Annotated in this window: 17 protein-coding genes and 1 pseudogene; 11 read left to right on the top strand and 7 right to left on the bottom strand. The window is 74.5% G+C overall.

What is annotated here, in order from left to right; genetic code table 11:
* Positions 1-661: 661 nt before the first annotated feature.
* On the top strand, positions 662-2,035 hold the full coding sequence (locus tag AC07A6_RS05830) for a transglycosylase family protein (protein WP_478776230.1): 1,374 nt from the start codon (positions 662-664) through the stop codon (positions 2,033-2,035).
* A 192-nt stretch (positions 2,036-2,227) separates the two neighbouring features.
* Here AC07A6_RS05830 and AC07A6_RS05825 read toward each other — a convergent pair.
* Positions 2,228-2,953, bottom strand: a pseudogene (locus tag AC07A6_RS05825) (DMT family transporter); the annotation flags it as partial.
* 280 nt (positions 2,954-3,233) lie between these two features.
* On the opposite strand from AC07A6_RS05825, the gene AC07A6_RS05820 reads away from it, so the two are divergent.
* On the top strand, positions 3,234-4,709 hold the full coding sequence (locus tag AC07A6_RS05820) for an SDR family NAD(P)-dependent oxidoreductase (protein WP_478776229.1): 1,476 nt from the start codon (positions 3,234-3,236) through the stop codon (positions 4,707-4,709).
* A gap of 44 nt (positions 4,710-4,753) precedes the next feature.
* Here AC07A6_RS05820 and AC07A6_RS05815 read toward each other — a convergent pair whose 3' ends face one another.
* Positions 4,754-5,164, bottom strand: coding sequence for a hypothetical protein (locus AC07A6_RS05815; protein WP_478776228.1), 411 nt, complete (start codon positions 5,162-5,164; stop codon positions 4,754-4,756).
* Between the two features lie 297 nt (positions 5,165-5,461).
* On the opposite strand from AC07A6_RS05815, the gene AC07A6_RS05810 reads away from it, so the two are divergent.
* Entirely contained in the window at positions 5,462-5,632 is a 171-nt protein-coding gene (locus AC07A6_RS05810) for a hypothetical protein (protein WP_362465032.1), read from the top strand.
* 194 nt (positions 5,633-5,826) lie between these two features.
* A complete protein-coding gene (locus AC07A6_RS05805) occupies positions 5,827-6,810 on the top strand; it encodes an NAD-dependent epimerase/dehydratase family protein (protein ID WP_478776227.1) in 984 nt (327 codons plus the stop codon).
* On the opposite strand, the gene AC07A6_RS05800 is transcribed toward AC07A6_RS05805, so the two are convergent.
* Positions 6,796-8,235, bottom strand: a complete 1,440-nt coding sequence (locus AC07A6_RS05800; protein ID WP_386274181.1) for a lipase maturation factor family protein — start codon at positions 8,233-8,235, stop codon at positions 6,796-6,798. The two genes, AC07A6_RS05805 and AC07A6_RS05800, sit on opposite strands and share 15 nt — an antisense overlap.
* 90 nt (positions 8,236-8,325) lie before the next feature.
* On the opposite strand from AC07A6_RS05800, the gene AC07A6_RS05795 reads away from it, so the two are divergent.
* The 4 genes from AC07A6_RS05795 (at position 8,326) to AC07A6_RS05780 (ending at position 13,518) form a co-directional block, all read left to right on the top strand.
* Positions 8,326-9,864 carry a DUF6777 domain-containing protein gene (locus AC07A6_RS05795; RefSeq protein ID WP_478776226.1) on the top strand — a complete coding sequence of 513 codons (1,539 nt, stop codon included), beginning with the start codon at positions 8,326-8,328 and terminating at the stop codon, positions 9,862-9,864.
* A gap of 7 nt (positions 9,865-9,871) precedes the next feature.
* Positions 9,872-11,935, top strand: a complete 2,064-nt coding sequence (locus AC07A6_RS05790; protein WP_362465030.1) for a SpoIIE family protein phosphatase — start codon at positions 9,872-9,874, stop codon at positions 11,933-11,935.
* 180 nt (positions 11,936-12,115) lie between these two features.
* Positions 12,116-12,976, top strand: coding sequence for an Fpg/Nei family DNA glycosylase (locus AC07A6_RS05785; RefSeq protein WP_362465007.1), 861 nt, complete (start codon positions 12,116-12,118; stop codon positions 12,974-12,976).
* A 161-nt stretch (positions 12,977-13,137) separates the two neighbouring features.
* Positions 13,138-13,518, top strand: coding sequence for a hypothetical protein (locus AC07A6_RS05780; RefSeq protein ID WP_478776225.1), 381 nt, complete (start codon positions 13,138-13,140; stop codon positions 13,516-13,518).
* A gap of 18 nt (positions 13,519-13,536) precedes the next feature.
* On the opposite strand, the gene AC07A6_RS05775 is transcribed toward AC07A6_RS05780, so the two are convergent.
* Positions 13,537-14,037, bottom strand: coding sequence for a hypothetical protein (locus AC07A6_RS05775; protein ID WP_362465002.1), 501 nt, complete (start codon positions 14,035-14,037; stop codon positions 13,537-13,539).
* 217 nt (positions 14,038-14,254) lie between these two features.
* Entirely contained in the window at positions 14,255-14,788 is a 534-nt protein-coding gene (locus AC07A6_RS05770) for a sigma-70 family RNA polymerase sigma factor (protein WP_042802354.1), read from the bottom strand.
* Between the two features lie 374 nt (positions 14,789-15,162).
* On the opposite strand from AC07A6_RS05770, the gene AC07A6_RS05765 reads away from it, so the two are divergent.
* Positions 15,163-16,365: a CapA family protein gene (locus AC07A6_RS05765; RefSeq protein WP_478776224.1), complete on the top strand. Its 1,203-nt coding sequence runs from the start codon at positions 15,163-15,165 to the stop codon at positions 16,363-16,365.
* Between the two features lie 21 nt (positions 16,366-16,386).
* Here AC07A6_RS05765 and AC07A6_RS05760 read toward each other — a convergent pair whose 3' ends face one another.
* Positions 16,387-16,848 (bottom strand): universal stress protein, encoded by a 462-nt coding sequence (locus AC07A6_RS05760; protein ID WP_478776223.1) that lies wholly within the window; start codon positions 16,846-16,848, stop codon positions 16,387-16,389.
* A 60-nt stretch (positions 16,849-16,908) separates the two neighbouring features.
* Here AC07A6_RS05760 and lysX point away from each other — a divergent pair, with 60 nt between their 5' ends.
* Together lysX and AC07A6_RS05750 are read left to right on the top strand one after the other, a co-directional pair.
* Positions 16,909-20,211, top strand: a complete 3,303-nt coding sequence (lysX, locus tag AC07A6_RS05755) for a bifunctional lysylphosphatidylglycerol synthetase/lysine--tRNA ligase LysX (protein WP_478776222.1) — start codon at positions 16,909-16,911, stop codon at positions 20,209-20,211.
* 91 nt (positions 20,212-20,302) lie between these two features.
* A complete protein-coding gene (locus tag AC07A6_RS05750; protein WP_362464989.1) occupies positions 20,303-21,172 on the top strand; it encodes a polysaccharide deacetylase family protein in 870 nt (289 codons plus the stop codon).
* Between the two features lie 57 nt (positions 21,173-21,229).
* Here the strand turns inward: AC07A6_RS05750 and AC07A6_RS05745 are convergent, their stop codons facing one another.
* Positions 21,230-21,892: a class F sortase gene (locus tag AC07A6_RS05745; RefSeq protein ID WP_362464985.1), complete on the bottom strand. Its 663-nt coding sequence runs from the start codon at positions 21,890-21,892 to the stop codon at positions 21,230-21,232.
* Positions 21,893-21,993 lie beyond the last annotated feature (101 nt).

Below are 21,993 nucleotides of genomic sequence, written 5' to 3'. Positions count from 1 at the left end.
GGGTGACGCGGCTGTGCAGCGGGACGCGCTCCCCGTGCGGCAGTTCGTCCAGGGGGGTTCCGACGTGCAGCCGGCCCGGGGCGTGCGGGTCGGCTCCGAGCGGCCCGGCGCGGACGCGGCGTCGAGGGCGGTGGCCACCGGTCCGCCATCGGCGGCGGTGCGGGGCGGCAGGCCGGTGTCGACCTCGGTGCTCACGGCCGCGCAGAGCCGCAGCACGCCCTGCGCCGGCTCCGGCAGCGCGGTGAAGCGCCGGCGCAGCGCCTCGCGCACGAGCATCGGGATGCCGGCGAGGGGGCGCGCGCGGCGCCCGGGTCCGTGGGGCCGCCGGGCGTTACCGCCGAGCGGGGGCAGCAGCTGCATCCCGAAGTACGGTCGCCCGCGCTGCGCCGAGACCCTGGCCGCCGGCGCCCCGGTCCTGGGCCCACCAGGCAGGCATCGCCTCGCCCTGTGCCGCCGGGGCGATCCGCTCGGCATCGTGCCGGCCGTGGCGGGGATGCCGGTCCCGGCGGGGGTGCCGCCACGGATCCGCGGATTCGCCGGACTCCGGCCGCAGGTCTGTGCGATCGTCAACTCACGCCGCCCTACGGCTGGTTGTCGCCCTTGTCAGCTCATCGGGCCGCCGTTAGGTTGTGCGGTTCCTGATGTCTTCTAGGGGGCTCCCATGGGTGTACGGGGCCGGCATCGCCGGTACCAGCCGAGCAGCATCAACCGGGCCTCGCTCGTCGTCACCGCAGGTGGCGCCGGGATCGCGCTCCCCCTCATCGGCGCCACGGACGCGCAGGCCGCGTCCGTGGACACCTGGAACAAGGTCGCCGCCTGCGAGTCCACCAACAACTGGCAGATCAACACCGGCAACGGCTACTACGGCGGCCTCCAGTTCAGCCAGAGCACCTGGCGCGAATTCGGCGGCACCGCCTACGCCCCGCGCGCCGACCTCGCCACCAAGGCCCAGCAGATCGCTGTCGCCGAGAAGGTGCTCAAGGGCCAGGGCCCCCGGGCCTGGCCCGCGTGCGGACCCCAGGCCGGGCTCAGCCGCAGCGGGCCGGCCCCCGCCCTCGACACCAAGGCCCCCGCGAAGCCGGCGGCCAAGCCCGAGGCGAAGCCGGCGGCCAAGCCCGCCGCCAAGCCCTCGGGGCAGGCGCACAAGGACCTGGTCCAGCCGACCAAGGCCACCACCCCGACCCCCGTCACCATGCCCCGCCCGACCGGTACCTCCGTCCTGCCCAACCCGTACGTGGTCGCCCCCGGGGACTCCCTCTCGACGATCGCCTCCGAGCAGCACGTGGAGGGCGGCTGGCAGGCCCTGTACGAGACGAACCGGTCCACGGTAGGCGGCAACCCCAACCTGATCTTCCCGGGTCAGCGCCTCACCCTCAGGGTGACCACCGCCCCGCCCGCCCAGAACCCCGAGAAGCCGCCGCGCACCGCCGAGCCGGTCAAGCCCGTGGAACCGGCCGCTCCCAAGCCGGAGCAGCAGAAGCCCGAGCAGCCCAAGCCGGAGCAGCCCAAGCCCGAGCAGCCGAAGCCGCAGCCGGAGCAGTCCAAGCCGGCCGAGAAGCCCAAGCCCGAGCCGGCCGCCAAGCCCGCCGGCAAGCCCGTCTCAGCGGAGCAGAAGCCCGCCGCGGGCGGCGGAGCCTTCACCGCCCCCGTCGACGCCGGCATCGGCACCGCCTACCGCGTCGCCGGATCCTCCTGGTCCAGCGGCTACCACACCGGCGTCGACTTCCCCGTGCCCACCGGCACCAGCGTCAAGGCCGTCGGACCCGGCACGGTCGAGTCGGCCGGCTGGGCCGGTGCCTACGGCTACCAGGTCGTCATCAAGCACACCGACGGCCGCTACTCCCAGTACGCCCACCTGTCCGCGCTCGGCGTCAAGGCCGGCCAGCAGGTCTCCGGCGGCCAGCGCATCGGCCGCTCCGGCTCGACCGGCAACTCCAGCGGCCCCCACCTGCACTTCGAGATGCGCAGCGCCCCCGGCTACGGCTCCGACATCGACCCCCTGAAGTACCTCCGGAACAAGGGCGTCGGCATCTGAGGGATCCGAGGGGTGCGAGGGATCCGAGGGGTGCGAGGGATCCGAGGGGTGCGAAGGGTCCGAGGGGGCCCAGGGATCTGACCCCCGCACGTGCGGCGGCACGGCCGTGAGCAGGATCAGGCCGGCCGCCGCCAGCGCGCCGCTCACCAGCGCCGCCACCGCCCCGGCGGTCCCGTACCTGAAGCCCTCGTCGAACAGCGAGACCCCGACCGCCGCCGCGACCACCGGGTTGACCACGGTCACCGTGGCCAGCGGCGCGGTCAGGCCCGCCCCCCGGTAGGCCGCCTGAGACAGCAGCAGCCCGCCGGACGCCAGTACGGCGATCGCCGCCAGGTCCGGCCACAGGGCGCCGAGCACCCCCGGCGAGAAGCCCTCGGCCACCGACTTGGTGAACACCGAGCCCATCCCGAAGGCCGTACCGGCCGCCGCGGCCAGCAGCACGCTGCGCAGCACCGCCCGCCGCATCCGCCCCGCCGCCAGGACCAGCACCGCCACCCCGGCCGCCGTCACCGCCAGCAGCAGGCCCCGCTCGCCGCCCACCAGCGCCTGCCGCCCCGCACCCTCCCCGCCCGTCAGGGCCAGCAGCCCGGCCAGCCCGGCCGTCGCCAGCAGCGCCCCGCGCCAGGCGGCCGCACCCGCCCGGCGCCGTACGAACACGGCCGCCATCGGGAGCGCGAAGACGATGGTCAGCGCGCCCAGCGGCTGCACCAGGCTCAGCGGCCCGAACGCCAGCGCCACCACGTGCAGCAGCGCCCCGAGGCCGTTCAGCGCGACCGCCGCCCACCAGCCGGCGCGGCGCAGCGGCGCGTAGGGGCGGTCCGGCGAACTCGCCGCGACGTGTTCCTGGAGGATCGCGCCGCCCGCGTACGCGACGGCGGAGACCAGGCAGAGCAGAACCGACAGGGCCAGGGCACTCATGAGATCCACCATGCCCCAAAGGGACGCGCCGTTCATCCGCCCGCAGACCCCTTGATCGCGGGCCGAGTCATCCTCCTGGCATACACCAGCGGGAGTACGCGCAAGCCGCCCGAGGGGGGCGAAGGGGCTTGATCCCCTCCATACCGTGACAGGCCCCTCGCGGTCCGTGAGCCGAGCGGGAACGGGTTTGGACCCGGGCGTGTCGGATCCGTACAGTTTCCGTTTTGGGGACTTCCGCAGCAGGCGGACGCGGACGAGCGAACAAGGAACGGCAGCGGCCATGACGGTGACCGAAGACAACCACGCATACGGGCCGGGCATCGACCCCGAGCGCCTCGCCGTCTGCCTCAGCGTGCTCGACGAACTCGACAAGATCGACGTCGACCACCCCGACGCCATCACCGTACGCCGCGCCACCGCCGGCATCTACCGCACGGTGAAGCAGCGCCGCCGCCAGGAGCGCCGCGCCGCCAAGACCGCCAACGACAAGGCCGTCACCGAGGCGACCGCGACCGGCTCCGCCGAGCGCATCGACGACGAGACCGAGGGCATCCTGCCCTCCTCCGTCACCGAGGCCGGCCGGATCGCCGGGATACTCCAGCGCCCGCGCTCCTGCTACGTCTGCAAGACGCGGTACGTCGAGGTCGACTACTTCTACCACCAGCTCTGCCCGGGCTGCGCCACCGAGAACCGCGCCAAGCGGGAGGCCCGAGCCGACCTCACCGGCAAGCGCGCGCTGCTCACCGGCGGCCGCGCCAAGATCGGCATGTACATCGCGCTGCGGCTGCTGCGCGACGGCGCGCACACCACGATCACCACCCGCTTCCCCAAGGACGCCATCCGCCGCTTCAAGGCGATGGAGGACTCGGCCGACTGGATGCACCGCCTGGAGGTCGTCGGCATCGACCTGCGCGACCCGGCGCAGTCCGTGGCCCTCGCCGAGCAGGTGGCCGCGGCCGGTCCGCTCGACATCCTGATCAACAACGCGACGCAGACCGTGCGCCGCCTGCCCACCGCGTACGCCGCGCTCGTCGAGGGGGAGAGCGCCCCGCTGCCGGCCGGCGAGCTCCCCGCCCACCACGTCATCGGCGCCTTCAACTCGGGTGCGGTCGACGGCCTGGCGGCGCTCCCCGTCGGGGTCAGCGGCCTGGAGGCGCAGAAGGTCGCCGACCTCGCCCTCGTGGCGGGCAACGCCAGCCTGGAGCGGCACCTCGCCGGCACCGCCATCGACGCGGGCGGCCTGCTGCCGGACGTCGTCGACACCAACACCTGGGTGCAGACCATCGACCAGATCTCCCCGGTCGAGCTGCTGGAGACCCAGCTCTGCAACTACACGTCGCCGTTCATCCTGATCAGCGCGCTCCGTCCGTCGATGGCCGAGGCCGCCCGCAAGGCGTCCAGCGGCCGCGCCTACGTGGTCAACGTCTCGGCGATGGAGGGCGTCTTCAGCCGCGGATACAAGGGTGCCGGGCACCCGAACACCAATGCCGCCAAGGCCGCGATGAACATGGTGACGCGGACCAGCGGCCAGGAGATGTTCCAGGCCGACGGCATCCTGATGACCTCGGTCGACACCGGCTGGATCACCGACGAGCGCCCGCACTTCGACAAGCTGCGCCTGGCCGAGGAGGGCTTCCATGCCCCGCTCGACCTGGTCGACGGCGCCGCCCGCGTCTACGACCCGGTCGTCCGGGGCGAGGCGGGCGAGGACCTCTACGGGGTCTTCCTGAAGGACTACGCCCCCGCCAACTGGTAGCAGGCCCACGAGGGGCCGGCCGTCCCGCCGGGACGGCCGGCCCCTCACTCGTACGGGCGAACCGTCCCGTGGATTCCGTAGGCCCCCGCCGCGACCAGTTCCAGCAGCGGCCGCCAGTCCTCCACCACCCCGGCGTCCAGGCCCGAGGTGCCGCCCGCCCGCACCGCCTGGCGCAGCGCCTCCGCCGCCGCGTCCCCGGCCGCGTCCGGCCCGTCGGCCCTCGTCAGGCGGGCCACCCGGTCGCCCAGCAGGGGGCGGACCGCCTCGGCCGCGTCGCCTCCCCGCGCGGACAGCAGCGGGCCCAGGAAGTGCACCAGCCCGGCCACTTGGAGCTCCTTGTCGAAGGGGTGCGAGCGGCGCAGCAGGGCCGCGGTCTGGAGCCCCCGGCCGCTCCGGTGCGCGTGCAGGAGTTCCATCAGCTCGTCGACACTGTCGATCGTGGGCAACCCCGACATAGCCACAACGGCTCCCTCCGTCGTCCGCGCGCACGCGCCACCGCCGACGAGCAGATCAGCCCCGGCGGACACGCCGGTGTACGACTTCCTGAACTCGGGGCGAAAACAAGCGGTCCGGTGCGGATTTTACCGTTCCATCGAGCGGACCCCCGCTCATATGTGTACCCTAAGGCGCAAGGAGCCCCCACCCGGGCCCCCGCTCCACCAAGGCGCCACCGCGTCCGGACGAACCTCTGAATCCCCCCTATCCGGCGTGCGGTCGCGCCCGCCGGGTTACGCGACACAAGGGAGTGCGCGGTGACTGAGACCAAGAAGACCGACCCGACTCTGGAGCTCCCGGGACGGGGGGCGAGCACGCGGTCCGACGAACTCGGCAGCCTGGAGGTCTGGGCCCGCTCCGCGCCCATCCGGCTGGCCGGCTACGAGGACGACCTCGCGGAGCCGCACATCCTGCCCGGCATCGACTGACGGCGTCGACCGACGGCATCGACCGACGGCCCCGGCCCCGCAGACCGGATCCGCGCCCCCGCGCCCGACGGCGACGGGGGCGCGGCACGTACGGCCCCACCGCCGCGGGTTCCCGCAGGCCGTACGCCGTCAGCGTCATCGCCGTGGGCGATCACGCCTTCCGCCGTCCTGCCGCGCCCGGCAGAGTCGGACCCATGAGACTCCTGATGCTGGGTGGGACCGAATTCGTCGGGCGCGCGATCACCGAGGACGCCCTGGACCGGGGCTGGGAAGTGACGGTCTTCCACCGGGGACACCACGCGCCCCCGCCCGGAACCACCGCTCTGCACGGCGACCGCACCGCCCCCGGCGGGCTCACCGCCCTCGCCGAAGGGGAGTGGGACCTGGTCGTCGACACCTGGAGCGGCGCCCCCACGGCCGTGCGGGACAGCGCCCGGCTCCTCTCCGGCCGGGCCGGCCGGTACGCGTACGTCTCCAGCCGCTCGGTGTACGCCTACCCGGCCCCCGCCGGCCTCACCGAGGACGGCCCCGTGGTCGACGGCTCGCCCGACGCCGGTTCCACCGCCTACGCCGAGGACAAGCGGGGCGCGGAGCTCGCCGCCCTCGACGCCTTCGGCGACCGCGCCCTGCTCGTCCGCGCCGGGCTGATCCTCGGCCCGTACGAGAACGTCGGCCGGCTGCCCTGGTGGCTGGACCGCGCCGCCCGCGGCGGCCCCATGCTCGCCCCCGGCCCCCGCGACCTGCCGCTCCAGTACATCGACGTGCGCGACCTCGCGCACTGGACCCTGGACGCCGCCGCGGCCGGCCTCGGCGGCCCGTACGACCTCGTCTCGCCGGCGGGCCACGCCACCATGGCCGGCTTCCTCGAAGCCTGCGCGGCCGTCACGGGAGGCGGCGCGGAGCTCCGCTGGACCGGCCCGGAACGCATCGCGGAGGCAGGCGTCGAGCCCTGGACGGAACTGCCCTGCTGGCTGCCCCCGGGCGAACTGCACGACTACATGTTCGGCAGCGACGTCGGCAAGGCCCTCGCCGCCGGCCTGGTCTGCCGCCCGGTCGAGGAGACCGTCGCCGACACCTGGGCCTGGCTCCGCTCGATCGGCGGCGTGGCCCCGCTGCGCCCCGACCGGTCGTCCAAGGGCCTCGCCCCCGAGCGGGAGGCGGCCCTACTCGGGCTCTGACGAGGCCGCCTCCGCGAGCCGGGTCGGCGGCAGGTACTCGCGCAGCAGCCGGCGGTGCCACCAGGCGCCCGTCTCGCGCAGCTCCCGCCAGGTGGTGAACCGGTAGCGGTAGAGCCTGGCCCGCACGAACCGCGGCGGGGCGTCCGGGAAGGGATTGTGGCGGATCAGCCGCAGCGTGTCCCGGTCGCCCGCCAGCAGCCGCTCCACGAACGGCCCGAACCAGTCCCGGGCGTAGCCGGGGGAGAGGGCCGCGAACCACATCAGCCAGTCGAGCCGGAGGTGGTACGGGGCGAACTGGCGCGGGATCCGCCGCAGTTCGGTCGGCTTCCCCTTGAAGCCGTACTCGCGCCAGTCCCCGTCCTCCCGGGGGATCCGGTCGGCGGTGCCCTCGACGACCACCTCGTCGCGGATCCGGCCGACGGTGCCGAAGGCCCCGTAGGTGTTGACCAGGTGCAGGGAGTCGAAGGAGCGGTTCATCACCTGGCGGCGCGAGACCAGGTTCGCCACCGGATGCCGGCTCAGCGCCAGCACCAGCACGGTCACCGCGCACACCAGGACCGCGTACCAGACGGGCGCCCCTCGCGAGGCGGCGGCGGGCGGCGGGCCGGCGATCCCGGTGAAGTCCACCGCCGAGAGGGCGAGCGTGATCGTCAGCCAGTTCAGCCAGGCGAAGTTCCCGGACAGCACCAGCCACAGCTGGGTGGCCACCATCACCCCCGCCGCGTACGAGGCCACCGGCTGCGGGGTGAACAGCAGCACCGGGACCACCAGTTGGGTGACGTGGTTCGCCGCGCACTCCACCCGGTGCAGCGGCTTCGGCAGGTGGTGGAAGAACCAGCTCAGCGGGTTCGGCATCGGCTGCGTCTCGTGGTGGTAGTAGAGGCAGGTCAGCCGGCGCCAGCAGGCGTCGCCCCGCATCTTGATCAGCCCGGCGCCGAACTCCACCCGGAAGAGCACCCACCGCAGCAGCCACAGCACCAGCACGGGCGGCCCGGCCCGGGCGTTGCCGAGGAAGACCGCGAGGAAGCCGACCTCCAGCAGCAGGGACTCCCAGCCGAAGGAGTACCAGGTCTGGCCCACGTTGACGATCGAGAGGTACAGCAGCCACAGCACCGCCCACATCCCCATGGCGGCGCCCAGCGGCACCAGGTCGCCCACCCCGGCCGCCAGCGCCGCGGCCACGCCCGCCCCGGCCCAGGCGCAGCAGGCGAAGAGCCGGTCGGAGTAGCGCAGTTGGAACAGGCTCGGGGCATGGCGGAACGGCACGTACCGCACGTAGCGCGGGACGGGCAGCATGCCGTGCGCCCCGATCAGTGCCCGGAACTGCAGGGCGGCCCCGACGAAGGCGAAGACGTAGACACCGGCCAGGGCCCGCTGGAAGACCAGCCGGCCCAGCCAGTAGCCGGGCGCGGTGAACCACTCCATCGCCTCCAGTATCCGGCGGCGCTCCGGTTGCGGCACCCCGGGACATGGGGCAGACAAGAGGGAGCAACCGGGGCGAAAAGGGAGAGCAGCGTGAACGACCTGAACGACGTGCCCGCACCGACATCCCGTCAGGCAGCGCGCCGTCAGGCACCGCGCCGTCACGTACCCGCCCGCACGGCCCTCTTGGCGGCCCTCGGCCTGATCGCCGCCGGCTGCACCGGCACCGCCCCCGAACAGACCAAGGGCCCGGTCCCCGAGAGCCTGGAGCTCACCCTCCAGCCCGTCGGGGCGGCCGGCCCCGACCCCTTCACCCCCTCCTCCGCCACCGCCGAGTCGGCCCCCGTCCAGCCCCCGCTGCCCAACGCGAGCGGCCGCGGCATCCGCACGGTCGGCGCCGCCACCCCCGGCCTGTACGGCGGCACCAACCGGCTCGGCAGCTGCGACGTGGAACGCCAGGTCGCCTTCCTCACCTCCGACGCCGCCAAGGCCAGCTCCTTCGCCCAGGCCGCCGGGATCGAACAGGAGAAGATCCCCGACTTCCTGCGCGCCCTCACGCCCGTGGTGCTGCGGGCCGACACCCGCGTCACCAACCACGGGTTCCGGGACGGCCGGGCCGAGGGCTACCAGTCGGTGCTCCAGGCGGGGACGGCCGTCCTCGTCGACGACCACGGCATGCCCCGGGTGCGCTGCGGCTGCGGCAACCCCCTGGCCGCGCCGCGCTCCGCCAAGGGGAACCCGGTACTCAAGGGCGACCAGTGGAACGGCTACCAGCCCACGCAGGTCATCGTCATCGAGCCGACCATCCAGGTGATCAAGCGGCTGGTCATCGTCAACGTCGCCGACAACACCTGGATCGAGCGCAAGGCGGGCGACGACGGCGCCCAGGACAAGCCTCCCAGGGCCCTTCCCCCCTACGACCCGGCCGACGGCATCCCGAACGCCCCCGCGACCCCGGCCGACGACCCCTGCGCCGGCGCCGAAGCGGACGGCCGGACGCGGACCACCCCGCCCTCCTTCCCGCCGCCGGCCGGCCCCCCGACCCCCTCGGCCGGCCCCCCGGCCCCCTCGGCCGGCCCCCCGGCCGCGGTCCCGGACGGGCCGCCCGCCCAGCCCCCGCTCCCCGGCCCTGGCGCACCGGACGCGGGGGAGCCGCCCGCCTCCGACCTGATCCCGCCGCCCGGCCTGGACCCGGCGACACCCGCCGAGCCGCCCGCCTCGGACCTGATCCCGCCGCCCGGCCTGGACCCGGCCACGCCCCCCGCCGCCCCCGGGGCCGCAGGCCCGCCGGCCGCGGACCCCGTCGGCCCGGGCGCGGCAACCCCCTCGCCGAGCCCCAGCCCCTGCCCCTCCGCCGCCGGCACCGCCCCGCGCGCCCCCGCCGCCCCGCAGGACGTCCCCGGCGGCCTGCCCCCGTCCGACGGCCCGGCCGCGACCCCGCCCGACGCGGGCGGCGGCCTCCCGCCCGACCAGGCCCCGACGTACACCCCGGACGACGGCCCGGGCACCGGCGGCACCGATCCCGCCCCGCCCCCGGACGCGGCCGATCCCGCCGCCCCGGACGGCTTCCCCGACGGCTTCCCCGACGGGCAGCAGGTCACCGACCAGCCGCCGTACCTGGAGAGCGCCTGACGCCGCGCTGTGTCATGGTGGACCGGTGCCGAGCACCGTATCGCTGCCGGAGGACTGGCCCGCACACGCGGACCGTTCCCTGTCACTGAACCGGATGGGCAGTTTCGACTGGGACCTGGTCACCGGGCTCATGCACATGGACGCGGCGGCCCTCGACGTCTTCGACACGACCCCGGACGAGTACGACGGACGGCCGGGATCGCTCTCCCCGCGCGTCCCGCCCGCCGAGTCCGCCCGGCTGGACGCTCTCGTCTCCAGCGCCCTCAAGAGCGGCGTCGACACGTACGGCGCGTACTTCCGCATCCGCTGCCGCGACGGAGCCCTGCGCTGGACCCACACCCAGGGCCGCGTCATGCGCGACCCGGACGGCCGCCCGTACCGGATCATCGGCATCGTCCGCGACGCCACCGAGGAGCTGAGCCACTCCGCCGAACGCCTCGGCCTCGACGAGGAGCGGCAGCGGCAGACCACCGTGGTCGAGAGCACCACCGCCGCCCTCGCGCACGCCCGGACCGTACGCGACGTCATCGACGTCATCGGCGACGCCCACGGCCTGGAACGGCTCGGCTCCATGGGCATGGTGATGGGCCTCGTCGAGGCCGGCCGGATCCACCTGGTGGCCGAAGGCCCCGCCGACAGCTTCGTCCCCGGCACCCGCTACACCCGCGTCGACGAGCAGTACCCGATGAGCGAGGTCGTCCGCTCGCTCCAGCCCCGCTTCCTCGACTCCGCCGAGGAGTTCGCCGAGGGGTACCCCGACCTCTGGTCGAAGATCTCCGGCATGAAGATATCGGCCGCCGCCTACCTGCCGCTGATCGCGCAGGCCCGGCCGATCGGCGCGATCGGGCTGCTCTACCAGGACAAGGACGGCTTCACCCAGGACGAGCGGAACCTGCTCGTCGCCCTGGGCAGCAGCATCGCCCAGAGCCTCCAGCGCGCCATGCTGCTGGAACAGGAGCACGACCTCGCCGAAGGCCTCCAGCAGGCCATGCTGCCCCGCCGGATCCCGGACGTCCCCGGGGCCCAGATCGCCGTGCGCTACCGGTCCGCCCGGATGGGCCGGGACATCGGCGGCGACTGGTACGACGTCATCCCGCTGCCCGGCGGCCGGGTCGGCGCCGTCATCGGCGACGTGCAGGGCCACGACACCCACGCCGCGGCCGTCATGGGCCAGCTGCGCATCGTGCTGCGCGCGTACGCCGCCGAGGGGCACTCCCCGGGCACGGTGATGGCCCGGGCCTCGGTGTTCCTGTACGAACTGGACACCGACCGCTTCGCGACCTGCACCTACGTGGAGGCGGACCTCTCCACCGGAGTCCTCCAGCTGGTCCGCGCCGGCCACATCGACCCGCTCCTGCGCACCCGCGACGGGGAGTGCCGCAGGCTGCCGGTGGAGGGCGGGATGCCACTGGGCCTGTCGGCGGAGTTCGGGCGGCTGGAGTATCCGGTGACCACCGTGGAGCTGGACCCGGGCGAAACGCTCGTGCTGTGCACCGACGGGATGGTGGAACTGCCCGGCGCCGACCTCGACGACGGCGTCAGCCTGCTGACCTCCCTGGTCAAGGGCGGCCCGGCCGACCTCCAGCGGCTCGCCGACCGGCTGTGCGAGGTCGTCGACGACCGGGGCGGCGACGACGACATGGCCCTGCTCCTGCTGCGCCGCCAGGGCGAGGACGCCCGGCCCGGCGGCGGCCGGCTCCAGCAGCACGTGGCCCCCGGGGACCCCGAGGCGCTGGTCGCCGCCCGGCACATGATCGGCGCGGCGGTCCGCTCGTGGGGCGCGCGGGAGCGGGCCGACGAGATCGAGCTGGTCGCGGACGAGCTGATCGTGAACGCCCTGATGCACACCGACGGCCCGGCGATCGTGACCCTGCGCGTCCTGGCCGGCCCGGAGCGCCGGCTGCGGGTGGAGGTGGAGGACCGCTCCAGCGCCCTCCCGCGCCGCCGCGAGGCGGGGGAGGCGGGGGTGTCGGGGCGGGGCCTGATGCTGGTGGACCGGCTGGCGGACGTCTGGGGCGTGGAGTCCCGGGGCAGCGGCAAGTGCGTGTGGTGCGAGTTCGTGATGGGCTGACCGCCGAGCCGTCGCCCGCGCTGTGGGGCCGCGCGGCCGGGGCGCGGGCTGCCGCCGGGCCGGGCCGCTCCGGGCGCGCTGCCAACGCGGGCCGGGCCGCGCGGCCGCCCCGGGTTCCGGGCGGCTGCGCCCCGGGCCGTTCCGGTCGCGCGCCGCAGGCGGGGGCGCCAGGCTGGGAGGGTGCCCGAGCTGCCGGAGGTCGAGGCCCTGAGGGAGTTCCTCGACGAGCACCTCGCCGGGCGGGTGGTCGAACGCGTCCTCCCGCTCGCCGTCAGCGTGCTCAAGACCTACGACCCTCCCCCCACCGCCCTCGAAGGGCAGCCCGCCGGCCCCGTGGCCCGCTACGGCAAGTTCCTCGCCCTGCGCGTCGGCGGGCTCCACCTCGTCACCCACCTCGCCCGGGCCGGCTGGCTCCGCTGGCGCGAGGAGTTCCCCGGGCAGCCGCCCCGCCCCGGCAAGGGCCCGCTCGCGCTGCGCCTCGTACTGCAGGGCGGCGGCGGCTTCGACCTCACCGAGGCGGGCACCCGCAAGGGCCTCGCCGTGTACGTCGTGCACGACCCCCAGGAGGTGCCGGGCATCGCCCGCCTCGGCCCCGACCCGCTCGGCGAGGGCTTCGGCCGGGAGGAGTTCGCCGCGCTGCTGGCGGGGGAGCGGCGGCAGATCAAGGGCGTGCTCCGCGACCAGGGCGTGATCGCCGGCATCGGCAACGCGTACAGCGACGAGATCCTGCACGCCGCGAAGGTCTCGCCGTTCAAACTGGCCGCCTCCTTCGACGAGGAGCAGGTCACCCACCTGTACGGGGCCGTGCGGGACACCCTGCGGGCGGCCGTCGAGCGGGCCCACGGACTGGCGGCGCAGGACCTGAAGGCCGAGAAGAAGAGCGGGCTGCGGGTCCACGGCCGGGACGGCGAGCCCTGCCCGGTGTGCGGGGACACCGTCCGCTCGGTGTCGTTCGCGGACTCCTCGCTCCAGTACTGCCCCACCTGCCAGACCGGCGGCAAGCCCCTCGCGGACCGCAGGCTCTCCCGCCTCCTCAAGTGACCGGGGTCCTGCGCAGGGGACGTCGGGAGGGCCGTGGCCCGGGCCCGGCCCGCCGAGAGCACGCACCTGGGGGCACCTCCCGGCGGTAGCCGGGGGAGCCGCGGGGCCGGCCCTCCGGGCGGACGGCGCCACTTCGCGGGCACCCCCTAGACTTCGGCACCATGGCCGAGCAGCAGCCGCCGCCCCGGCGGGAGATCGTCACCGGAGTCCCGCGCGGCGCCCGCCGCCGTCCGCCCGCGCACACCCCCGCCCGCTCGGAGATCTCCGAGCAGACCAGCCTCGGCGCCACCTACGTACGGGCCCTGATGCGCAGCCAGCTGCGCGCGGGGCTGGGGGCGCTGGCCGTGCTGGCCCTCGTGCTCGGGCTGCTGCCGCTGGCCTTCCTGCTGCCCCGGCCGGCCGCGGGCCCGCTGGTCTGGGCCGCGCTCGGGCTGGCGGCGTACCCGGTGATGTGGCTGATCGCCCGCTGGTACGTGGGCCGGGCCGAGCGCAACGAGGCCGACTTCACGGGCCTGGTGACGGACCCGGCCGAGTCGGCCTAGGACCGGCCCGGGCACCTCCTAGAACAGGTGCATCGCCAGGTGCCCCAGCGGCAGCCCGAGCTGCCAGGCCGGGGTCCAGACGCGGGCGTTCTCGTCCAGGGCCGGCGGGGTGCCGGCGCCGCCGTGCCGGCCCGGGTCGAGGTTGGTGGCGAAGAGCTCCGTGTGGTCCAGCCAGCGCCACGCCGCCCGGGCCAGTTCGAGGTCCGGGTCCTCGCCGCGGCCGCGCTCGCGGGCCTCCTCGCCCAGTGCGAGGAACCGGGTGTGGACCCAGTCGCGCCAGGGGTGACCGTACGCCGTCAGGGAGAGCCACTCGTCGAGCTGCGAGACCACCCGGATCCCGGACAGTTCGCCGGCCGCGTCCGAGAGGTAGATCGTCAGCGCGAGCGTGTCGCGCCCGGCCCGGAACTCCAGCGTGCTCGCCGGGATCAGCCGGCCCGTGCGCAGCAGCTCGTCGGCGATGTACTCCGCGTAGAGCCACGCCATGGGAACCGCCAGTCCGCCGTCGCTGGTGCCGTTCATACCCTCGGGCTGCACCGTGCCACCCTCTCCCGCGTGTCGAGCCTTCCGCCGTCATCCCCGAGCCTTCACCGGACGGCTCGCGCAACGGGGGATGTTTACTCAACTTGCACGCACTGGTGCCGATATCGGTGTGCTCCGTGTCCGGATCGTGCGCATCGCGGGCGTTCCTTGAGTGTTTCTCCACCGCCCCGCCGCGGGGCCGGCGCGGGGGCGGTGCTCAGGCGCCGAGCCCGTACCCCTGGAGCCCCTTCCGCAGGGCGCGCAGGGCGTAGTACGTGCGGGACTTGACCGTCCCGGCGGGTATGCCGAGCTCCGCCGCGGCCTCGGCCACCGAACGGTCCTGGAAGTAGACCTGCATCAAGACGGCCCGGTGCTCCGGCCCCAGGCTGCCCACCGCCCGCCGGACGTCGATGGCGGTGACCGACCCGGCCACCGCGTCCTCGGGGGCCGGCGCCTGCTCCAGCCCGTCGGGGTCGACCTCCTGCGGCCGCGACAGCCGCGCCCGGCGGGCGTCGATCGCCAGCCGCCGCGCCACCGTGAACAGCCACGGCCGCATGGACTCGTGCCCGGTCGTCAGCACCTCCGGGTGCTGCCAGACGCGTACGAGGGTCTCCTGGACGAGGTCCTCGGCACGCTGGGCGTCCCCGGCGGTGAGGCCGAGCAGGAATCCGAACAGGGCCCGCCCGTGTTCGCGCTGGAGTTCCGCGAGCGCCTCGGGTTCCGTGCGCTGGAGGGTGGGGGAGGGCGACACGACTGGCTCCTTCCGGGTCCGGGGTTCCGCTGGGCTGCCGGGCCGCGGGCCCGCACTGCGGGCGGCCGGGCCGCGCGCCGGGCCGTGGGGCCCGGTACGTGGGGCTCGGGCGGTGGGCCCGGGCTGTGGGCGTCCCACTCACCCTCACCTGCACGGAGCCGCCCGGGAACCGTCCGGCGGGGGCGTTGCGCCCAAGGCCCCGGGTGGTCCGGTGGGCGGCCGCGCCGGGCGACGAACGGTCGAACGGCGCGGCGAACGGCCATCGGCCACCGGGGTGGCGCACGGCCGGAGGGCGGCGCCGCTCCTTGACTTGAAAGCCCTTCTCCTATGGATTTCGGTTGATTCGACAGTCCTACGAACGGGAGCTGGGACAGATGACCAAGCGCACCCGGCGGGCCCTCGCCCTGCTGACCGCCCTGCTGCTCCCGGCGTCGGCGGCGGGCTGCTCCGCCACCGGGGACCGGTCCCCGGCCCGCCTCGGCTCCAGCGCCGCCGGTGCGCCCGCGGGAACGGCCCCGGCCGCCCCCACCGCAGCCCGGGGGTTCACCCTGGTCGCGAGTGGGGACGTACTCCCGCACACCTCGGTCATCAAGCGCGCGGCCGCCGACGCGGGCGGCGACGGGTACGACTTCCGGCCGATGTTCTCCAAGGTCAAACCGGTCGTCGCGGCGGCCGACCTCGCCCTGTGCCACATGGAGACCATCTACGGCGAGGACGACGGCCCCTTCAGCGGCTACCCCGCCTTCGTCTCCCCGCCCACCGTCGCCGACGCCCTCAAGGACGCCGGGTACGACGGCTGCTCCACCGCCTCCAACCACACCCTGGACGACGGCGCCGAAGGGCTGAAACGCACCCTCGACCGCTTCGACGAGGTCGGCCTCGGCCACGCGGGCTCCGCCCGCACCGCCGCCGAGGCGGCGAGGACCACCCTCTACACGGCGGGCTCCGCGAAGGTCGCGCACCTCGCGTACACCTACGACACCAACGGCTACCCCATGCCCGACGGACAGCCGTGGGCGGTCAACCTGATGCGCCAGGACAAGATCCTCGCGGACGCCCGCGCGGCCCGGAAGGCGGGGGCGGACGTGGTGCTGGTCAGCATCCACTGGGGCACGGAGTGGCAGACCGAACCGGACGGGACCCAGCTCTCGCTGGGCAAGGCGCTCACCGCCTCGCAGACCGGCGGACGCCCCGACATCGACATGATCCTCGGAACGCACGCCCACATCCCGCAGGCCTACGAGAAGGTCAACGGGACCTGGATCGTCTACGGGATGGGCGACCAGGTCGCCGGCGAGATGTTCAACCATTCCGGCGCCCGCGACATGCGCGGCAACTACGGCTCCATCGCCCGTTTCACCTTCGCCCCGCCCGCCGCCCCCGGACAGCGCTGGCAGGTGACCGGGGCCGAGTTCGTCCCGCAGATGATGGACCTGTCCATCGGCAGGGTCGTCAACCTGCCCGCCGCCCTCGCCGAGGACCCGGGCGACGAGGAGTACGAGAGCGCCGACGAGGCCGTAACCGAGGCCGTCCTCAGCCGCGGCGCCGCCAAGGACGGCCTGAAACGCGCCCGGTAGCGGGCTGCGGGAGGGCCGGCCCTACGGCACGACCGTGACCGGCCAGCGGCCCGCCTTCACCAGGCGGACCGCGACCGAGCCGACGATCCGGTGCCCGGCCTGCTCGGAGGCGCCCACCACCACCGCGTCCGCCCGCAGCTCCTCCGCGGCGCCCACCAGGCCCGCGTAGGGGTCCCCGCGGAAGGTGTGGAACTGCCAGCGCACCTCGAAGATGCCCTTCAGCCGCTCCGCCGAGGCACGGATCTCGGCCACCAGCCCCTCGGCGATCTCCCCGGTCGTGTCGGCCACCGGCGCGCCCAGGGCGGCCCCGCCGGCCAGTACCGGCTGGACGTACACCAGGGCCAGCAGCGCGTTCTGCCGCCGGGCCAGCCCCGCCGCGTAGGCCGCCGCCCGGAGCGAGGACTCCGAGCCGTCGACCCCGGCGAGGATCACCTTCGGCCCGTCGGTGCCCCGTTCGAATCCCGTGCTCACGTGCTCCGTCACCTTCCCGAGGCTATCGGGTTCGGCGAGCGGACCGGCGCGGCCCTCCCTACAGTGCCAAGCATGAGTGCCACGCTGGAGGAGACCCGGGGGACCCGCAACCGCTTCCTGCACCGGGTCCCGGATGCCTTCGGGGCGTTCTTCGGGACTCTGGGCCTGGTGTGCGCGCTGCTGGCGCTCTCCCCGACGCTGCGCAGACTGCTGCGGCCCGTGGTGCGCTTCCTCGACGACTTCGTGGTGCCGGTCAGCGAGAACCTCGCCTACGCCGTCTTCCTCTTCCTCCTCGCCGCCGCCCTCGGCACCCGCAAGAAGATCGCCTGGTGGATCGTCGTCACCTATCTGGCCCTGCTGATCCTGGTCGACCTGCTGATCATCGCCGACGGGGACTTCTGGGTCGGCGGCCCCTCGATGGTCCTCGCGGTGGCCGCCCTCGGCGTCCTCGTCGCCGCCCGCAAGGAGTTCTACGCGGCCTCCCGCCCCGGCGCCGTGTGGCGGGCCATGCTGGTGCTCGGCCTCGGGCTGCTCGGCGCCGTGTTCCTCGGCTGGGCCCTCGTCGCGCTCTTCCCCGGGACCCTGCCCAAGGGGCAGTGGCTGGACTGGGCCGCCAAGCAGGTCTTCGGCGGGCTCTTCTCCGCCCGGCAGTTCGACGGCCGCCCGCCCCGCCCCCTCTACTTCCTGCTCGGCCTCTTCGGCGCCCTCGCCCTGCTGAACGCGGCCTCGACCCTGTTCCGCTCGCAGCGGCTGACCGCCGCCCTGCACGGGGACGAGGAGCCCCGCATCCGGGCGCTGCTGGGCGCCTACGGACGGGCCGACTCCCTCGGCTACTTCGCCACCCGGCGCGACAAGGCCGTCGTCTTCGCCCCGAACGGGAAGGCCGCCGTCACCTACCGGGTCGAGGCCGGGGTCTGCCTGGCCAGCGGCGACCCGGTGGGCGACCCCGGCGCGTGGACCCCCGCCATCGACGCCTGGCTCGCCGTCGCCCGCCGCTACGGCTGGCAGCCGGCCGTGATGGGCGCCTCCGAGGACGGGGCGACCGCGTACGCCCGCTCCGGCCTGAGCGCCCTCCAGCTCGGCGACGAGGCCATCCTGCACGTCGCCCACTTCGACCTCGACGGCCGCGACATGCGGGTCACCCGGCAGGCCGTCAACCGGGTCAGGCGGACCGGCGCCACCACCGTCATCCGCCGCCACTCGGCCCTCACCGAGGAGGAGATGCGGACCATCGTCGACCGGGCCGACCGCTGGCGCGACACCGAGACCGAACGCGGCTTCTCCATGGCCCTGGACCGGCTCGGCGACCCCGAGGACGGGGACTGCCTGCTGGTCGAGGCCTTCGACGCGGGCGGCGAACTGATCGCCCTGCTCTCCTTCGTCCCCTGGGGCAAGGACGGGATCTCCCTCGACCTGATGCGCCGCGACCGCTCCGCCCCCAACGGGGTCATGGAGTTCATGGTCGCCCAGCTGTGCGCGGCCGCCCCCGGCCTCGGCGTGCGCCGGATCTCCCTCAACTTCGCCGTGTTCCGCTCCGCCTTCGAGGAGGGCGGCCGGATCGGCGCGGGCCCCGTGCTCAAGCTGTGGCGCCGGCTGCTGCTGTTCTTCTCCCGCTGGTGGCAGCTGGAGGCCCTGTACCGCTCCAACGTCAAGTACGGCCCCGAGTGGTACCCGCGCTTCCTGTGCTACCAGGACGCCGGCTCGCTGGCCCGGGTCAGCCTCGCCTCCGGCATCGCCGAGGGCTTCGTCTCCGTACCCAGCATGCGCAAGCTCTGGGGCAACGGCCACGCCAAGGGCCTCACCGCCCCCGCCAACACCGCCGGGCTGCCCTCCATCGACTCCCTGGGCCTGGACCTCGTCGGCGAGGACGGCGACCGGGCCCCCGCCGAGCGGATGCCCGAACAGGTCCGGGTCCGGCACGCCAAGCTGGAGCGGATCCGGGCCGCCGGAACCGACCCCTACCCGGTCGGGATCCCGCAGCGCACCCACACCGCCGCCGCCCTCCGGGCCGCGCACCCCGGCCGGACCCCCGGCGCCCGCACCGGCGAGCGGGTCACCCTCGCCGGGCGGGTGATGGTCGTGCGCGACCTCGGCGGCGTGGTCTTCGCCGTGCTGCGCGACTGGACCGGCGACGTCCAGCTGATGTTCACCCGCGACGAGTCCGGCCCCGACGTGCTGGACGCCTTCACCTCCCAGGTCGACTTCGGCGACCACGTCGTAGCCACCGGCGAGGTCGGCGCCAGCCGGAGCGGGGAGCCGTCCGTCGTGGTCGGCTCCTGGCAGCTCACCGGCAAGTGCCTGCGCCCCCTGCCCGACAAGCGCAAGGGCCTGGCCGACCCGGAGGCCCGGGTCCGGCGCCGCTACCTCGACCTCGTCGCCAGCCCCGACGCGCGGGACGTCGTACGCGCCCGCTCCAGCGCCGTGCAGGCACTGCGCCAGGGGCTGCTGGACCGCGGCTACCTGGAGGTCGAGACCCCGATGCTCCAGCAGATCCACGGCGGGGCCAACGCCCGCCCCTTCCGCACCCACATCAACGCCTACGACCTCGACCTGTACCTGCGCATCGCCCCCGAGCTGTACCTCAAGCGGCTGTGCGTCGGCGGCATGGAGAAGGTCTTCGAGATGGGCCGCACCTTCCGCAACGAAGGCGTCTCCTACAAGCACAACCCCGAGTTCACGATGCTGGAGGCCTACCAGGCCTTCGCCGACTACGACGTGATGCTCGACCTCACCCGGGAGCTGATCCAGGGCGCCGCCACGGCCGCCTTCGGCTCGCCGGTCGCGCACAAGGCGGGCCCCGACGGCAAGCTCGTCGTCCACGACATCTCCGGGCCCTGGCCGGTCAAGACGATGTACGGGGCCATCAGCGAGGCCCTCGGCGAGGAGGTCGACGCCGACACCGAGGAGCACGTGCTGCGCGTGCTGTGCGACCGGGTGGGAGTGCCGCACGGCCCCGACGACACCCGCGGGGACGTGGTCCTGGAGATGTACGAGCGGCTCGTGGAGGAGCGCACGAAGCTGCCCACCTTCTACAAGGACTTCCCGACCGACGTCTCCCCGCTCACCCGGCAGCACCGCAAGGACCCCCGGCTGGCCGAACGCTGGGACCTGGTGGCCTTCGGCACCGAACTGGGCACCGCCTACTCGGAGCTGACCGACCCCGTCGAGCAGCGCCGCCGGCTGACCGCCCAGTCGCTGCTGGCGGCGGGCGGCGACGCCGAGGCGATGGAGCTTGACAACGACTTCCTCGACGCCCTGGAGTACGCGATGCCGCCCACCGGCGGGCTCGGCATCGGCGTCGACCGGCTGGTCATGTTCCTGACGGGCCTGACGATCCGCGAGACGCTGCCGTTCCCCCTGGTGCGACAGGGCTGATCGACGGGGTGGCTGGTCCGAGGGGGTGACGGGGGCGGGGCGCGTCCGCGCCTCTCGACATCTCCGGCGATGTCGTTGATACGTAGTAATAATGAAAAATGACGAGCCGACAGTGGGACGACGCGTGCTCCTGCGTACCGCCGTCTTCCTCGGAATCGCCGCCGCCTCCGGACTGCTCAGCGCCGGCGAGGGCGGCCCCCAGGGCGGGTCCACGGCCGGCGCCCCCGCGCCCGGCACCCCCGCGCCCGCCCCCGGCGCCCCGGGCCTGCGCCCCGAAGGGCCCCCGGACAAGTCCTACCGGCTGCGGCCCATGACCGCCGAGGCCCCCGCCCGGCCCCCCGCCGCCAAGCCCGCCGTCCGCACCCGGCCCATCCTGGAGCTGCCCGCCGGGCCGGACACCGCCAACGCCATGGTGCTCACCTTCGACGACGGCCCCGACCCCCGCTACACCCCCGCCGTCCTCGACACCCTCGCCCGGTACGGGGTCCGGGCGATGTTCTTCGTCTGCGGGGAGATGGCCACCGAGAACCGCGACCTGCTGCGCCGGATGGCGTCCGAGGGCCATGCCATCGGCAACCACACCTGGACGCACCCGCTCATCCCCAGCCTCTCCCGGTCCGCCCTGGAGGCCGAGATCGGGCGCACGAGCGAGGTCGTGCACCAGGTGACCGGGCAGGCCCCGCTGTGGTTCCGGGCGCCCTACGGGGCGTGGAACCGGGCCGCCTTCGAGATCGGCGCCGACCTGAACATGGAGCCGTTCGCCTGGACCGTGGACACCCTCGACTGGAAGGAGCCCGGGAGCACCACGATCATCTCCCGGGTGCTGTCGGGTGCCGGGCCGGGGGTGGTCGTGCTGAACCACGACGCCGGCGGCGACCGTTCGCAGACCGTCAGGGCGCTGGAGGCGTACCTTCCGCAGCTGATCGGGCGCGGCTACCGGATGACGCTGCCGACCCGCTGAGGCCGGCGGCCCGGCCCGCTCCCGCCGGGGGAGCGGGCCGCGTGGTGAACCGCCGCGTCAGCGGGCCGCCACCATCCGGGCGAAGACGACCACGTTGCCGTCGTAGCCCTTGGCCTTGGAGTAGCTGCCGCCGCAGGTGATCACGCGCAGCTCCGGGTGGCCGGTGTCCCCGTACACCCGGGAGCCGGGGAAGGCCTCCTTCGAGAACACCTCCACGCCGTACACCTCGAAGACCGCGGTCCGCCCGTCGTAGCGCTCCACCTCGACGCGGCTCCCCGGCTTGAGCGAGCCGAGGCCGTAGAAGACCGCCGGGCCCTGCGCGTTGTCCACGTGGCCCACGATCACCGCGGAGCCCTGCTGGCCCGGCGAGATGCCGTTGAGGTACCAGCCCGCCAGGTTGCGGTCCTGTGGCGGCGGGGCGTCGATCCAGCCCTGCGCGTCCAGCCCGACCGTCATCACCGGCGCGTCCACGTTGATCGTCGGAATCCGGATGCGCTGCACCGACGAGTGCTCCAGCACCTCCAGGTCCGCCGGCGGCCTGGGCGCCTGGGCCGGCAGGTGCTCCGCGCGCGCGACGGCCGCCGCGGCGGCCGGCTGCGGCGGGCCTTCCCCGGCGTTCGCCCCGTTCCTCATCATGGCGAGGCCGCTGAGCATGACCAGCGCGAGCGCTCCCCAGGGGGAGCGTCTCCTCGGCCGCTGCTCGCACTCGTCCTCGGTCATGGCTCTCCCTTCCCGACGCGGGGGTCCCGACCCGCGTTCCAGTCCCTCCCCGGTACGCCCTTCTTCACGCACGCTAAGGGTGCACGCCCGGGACGGCGATC

Source organism: Streptomyces sp. NPDC044002 (assembly GCF_056434525.1).
The sequence above is the reverse complement of the archived record's forward strand: the minus strand, read 5'-3'. Positions and strand labels throughout refer to the sequence as shown.

Excerpts from the sequence above, each read along its gene's own strand:
- AC07A6_RS05830 (WP_478776230.1), top strand. The coding sequence starts at position 662 with ATGGGTGTACGGGGCCGGCATCGCCGGTACCAGCCGAGCAGCATCAAC.
- AC07A6_RS05820 (WP_478776229.1), top strand. The coding sequence starts at position 3,234 with ATGACGGTGACCGAAGACAACCACGCATACGGGCCGGGCATCGACCCC.
- AC07A6_RS05815 (WP_478776228.1), bottom strand. The coding sequence starts at position 5,164 with ATGTCGGGGTTGCCCACGATCGACAGTGTCGACGAGCTGATGGAACTC.
- AC07A6_RS05805 (WP_478776227.1), top strand. The coding sequence starts at position 5,827 with ATGAGACTCCTGATGCTGGGTGGGACCGAATTCGTCGGGCGCGCGATC.
- AC07A6_RS05800 (WP_386274181.1), bottom strand. The coding sequence starts at position 8,235 with ATGGAGTGGTTCACCGCGCCCGGCTACTGGCTGGGCCGGCTGGTCTTC.
- AC07A6_RS05780 (WP_478776225.1), top strand. The coding sequence starts at position 13,138 with ATGGCCGAGCAGCAGCCGCCGCCCCGGCGGGAGATCGTCACCGGAGTC.
- AC07A6_RS05775 (WP_362465002.1), bottom strand. The coding sequence starts at position 14,037 with ATGAACGGCACCAGCGACGGCGGACTGGCGGTTCCCATGGCGTGGCTC.
- AC07A6_RS05765 (WP_478776224.1), top strand. The coding sequence starts at position 15,163 with ATGACCAAGCGCACCCGGCGGGCCCTCGCCCTGCTGACCGCCCTGCTG.
- lysX (WP_478776222.1), top strand. The coding sequence starts at position 16,909 with ATGAGTGCCACGCTGGAGGAGACCCGGGGGACCCGCAACCGCTTCCTG.
- AC07A6_RS05750 (WP_362464989.1), top strand. The coding sequence starts at position 20,303 with ATGAAAAATGACGAGCCGACAGTGGGACGACGCGTGCTCCTGCGTACC.
- AC07A6_RS05745 (WP_362464985.1), bottom strand. The coding sequence starts at position 21,892 with ATGACCGAGGACGAGTGCGAGCAGCGGCCGAGGAGACGCTCCCCCTGG.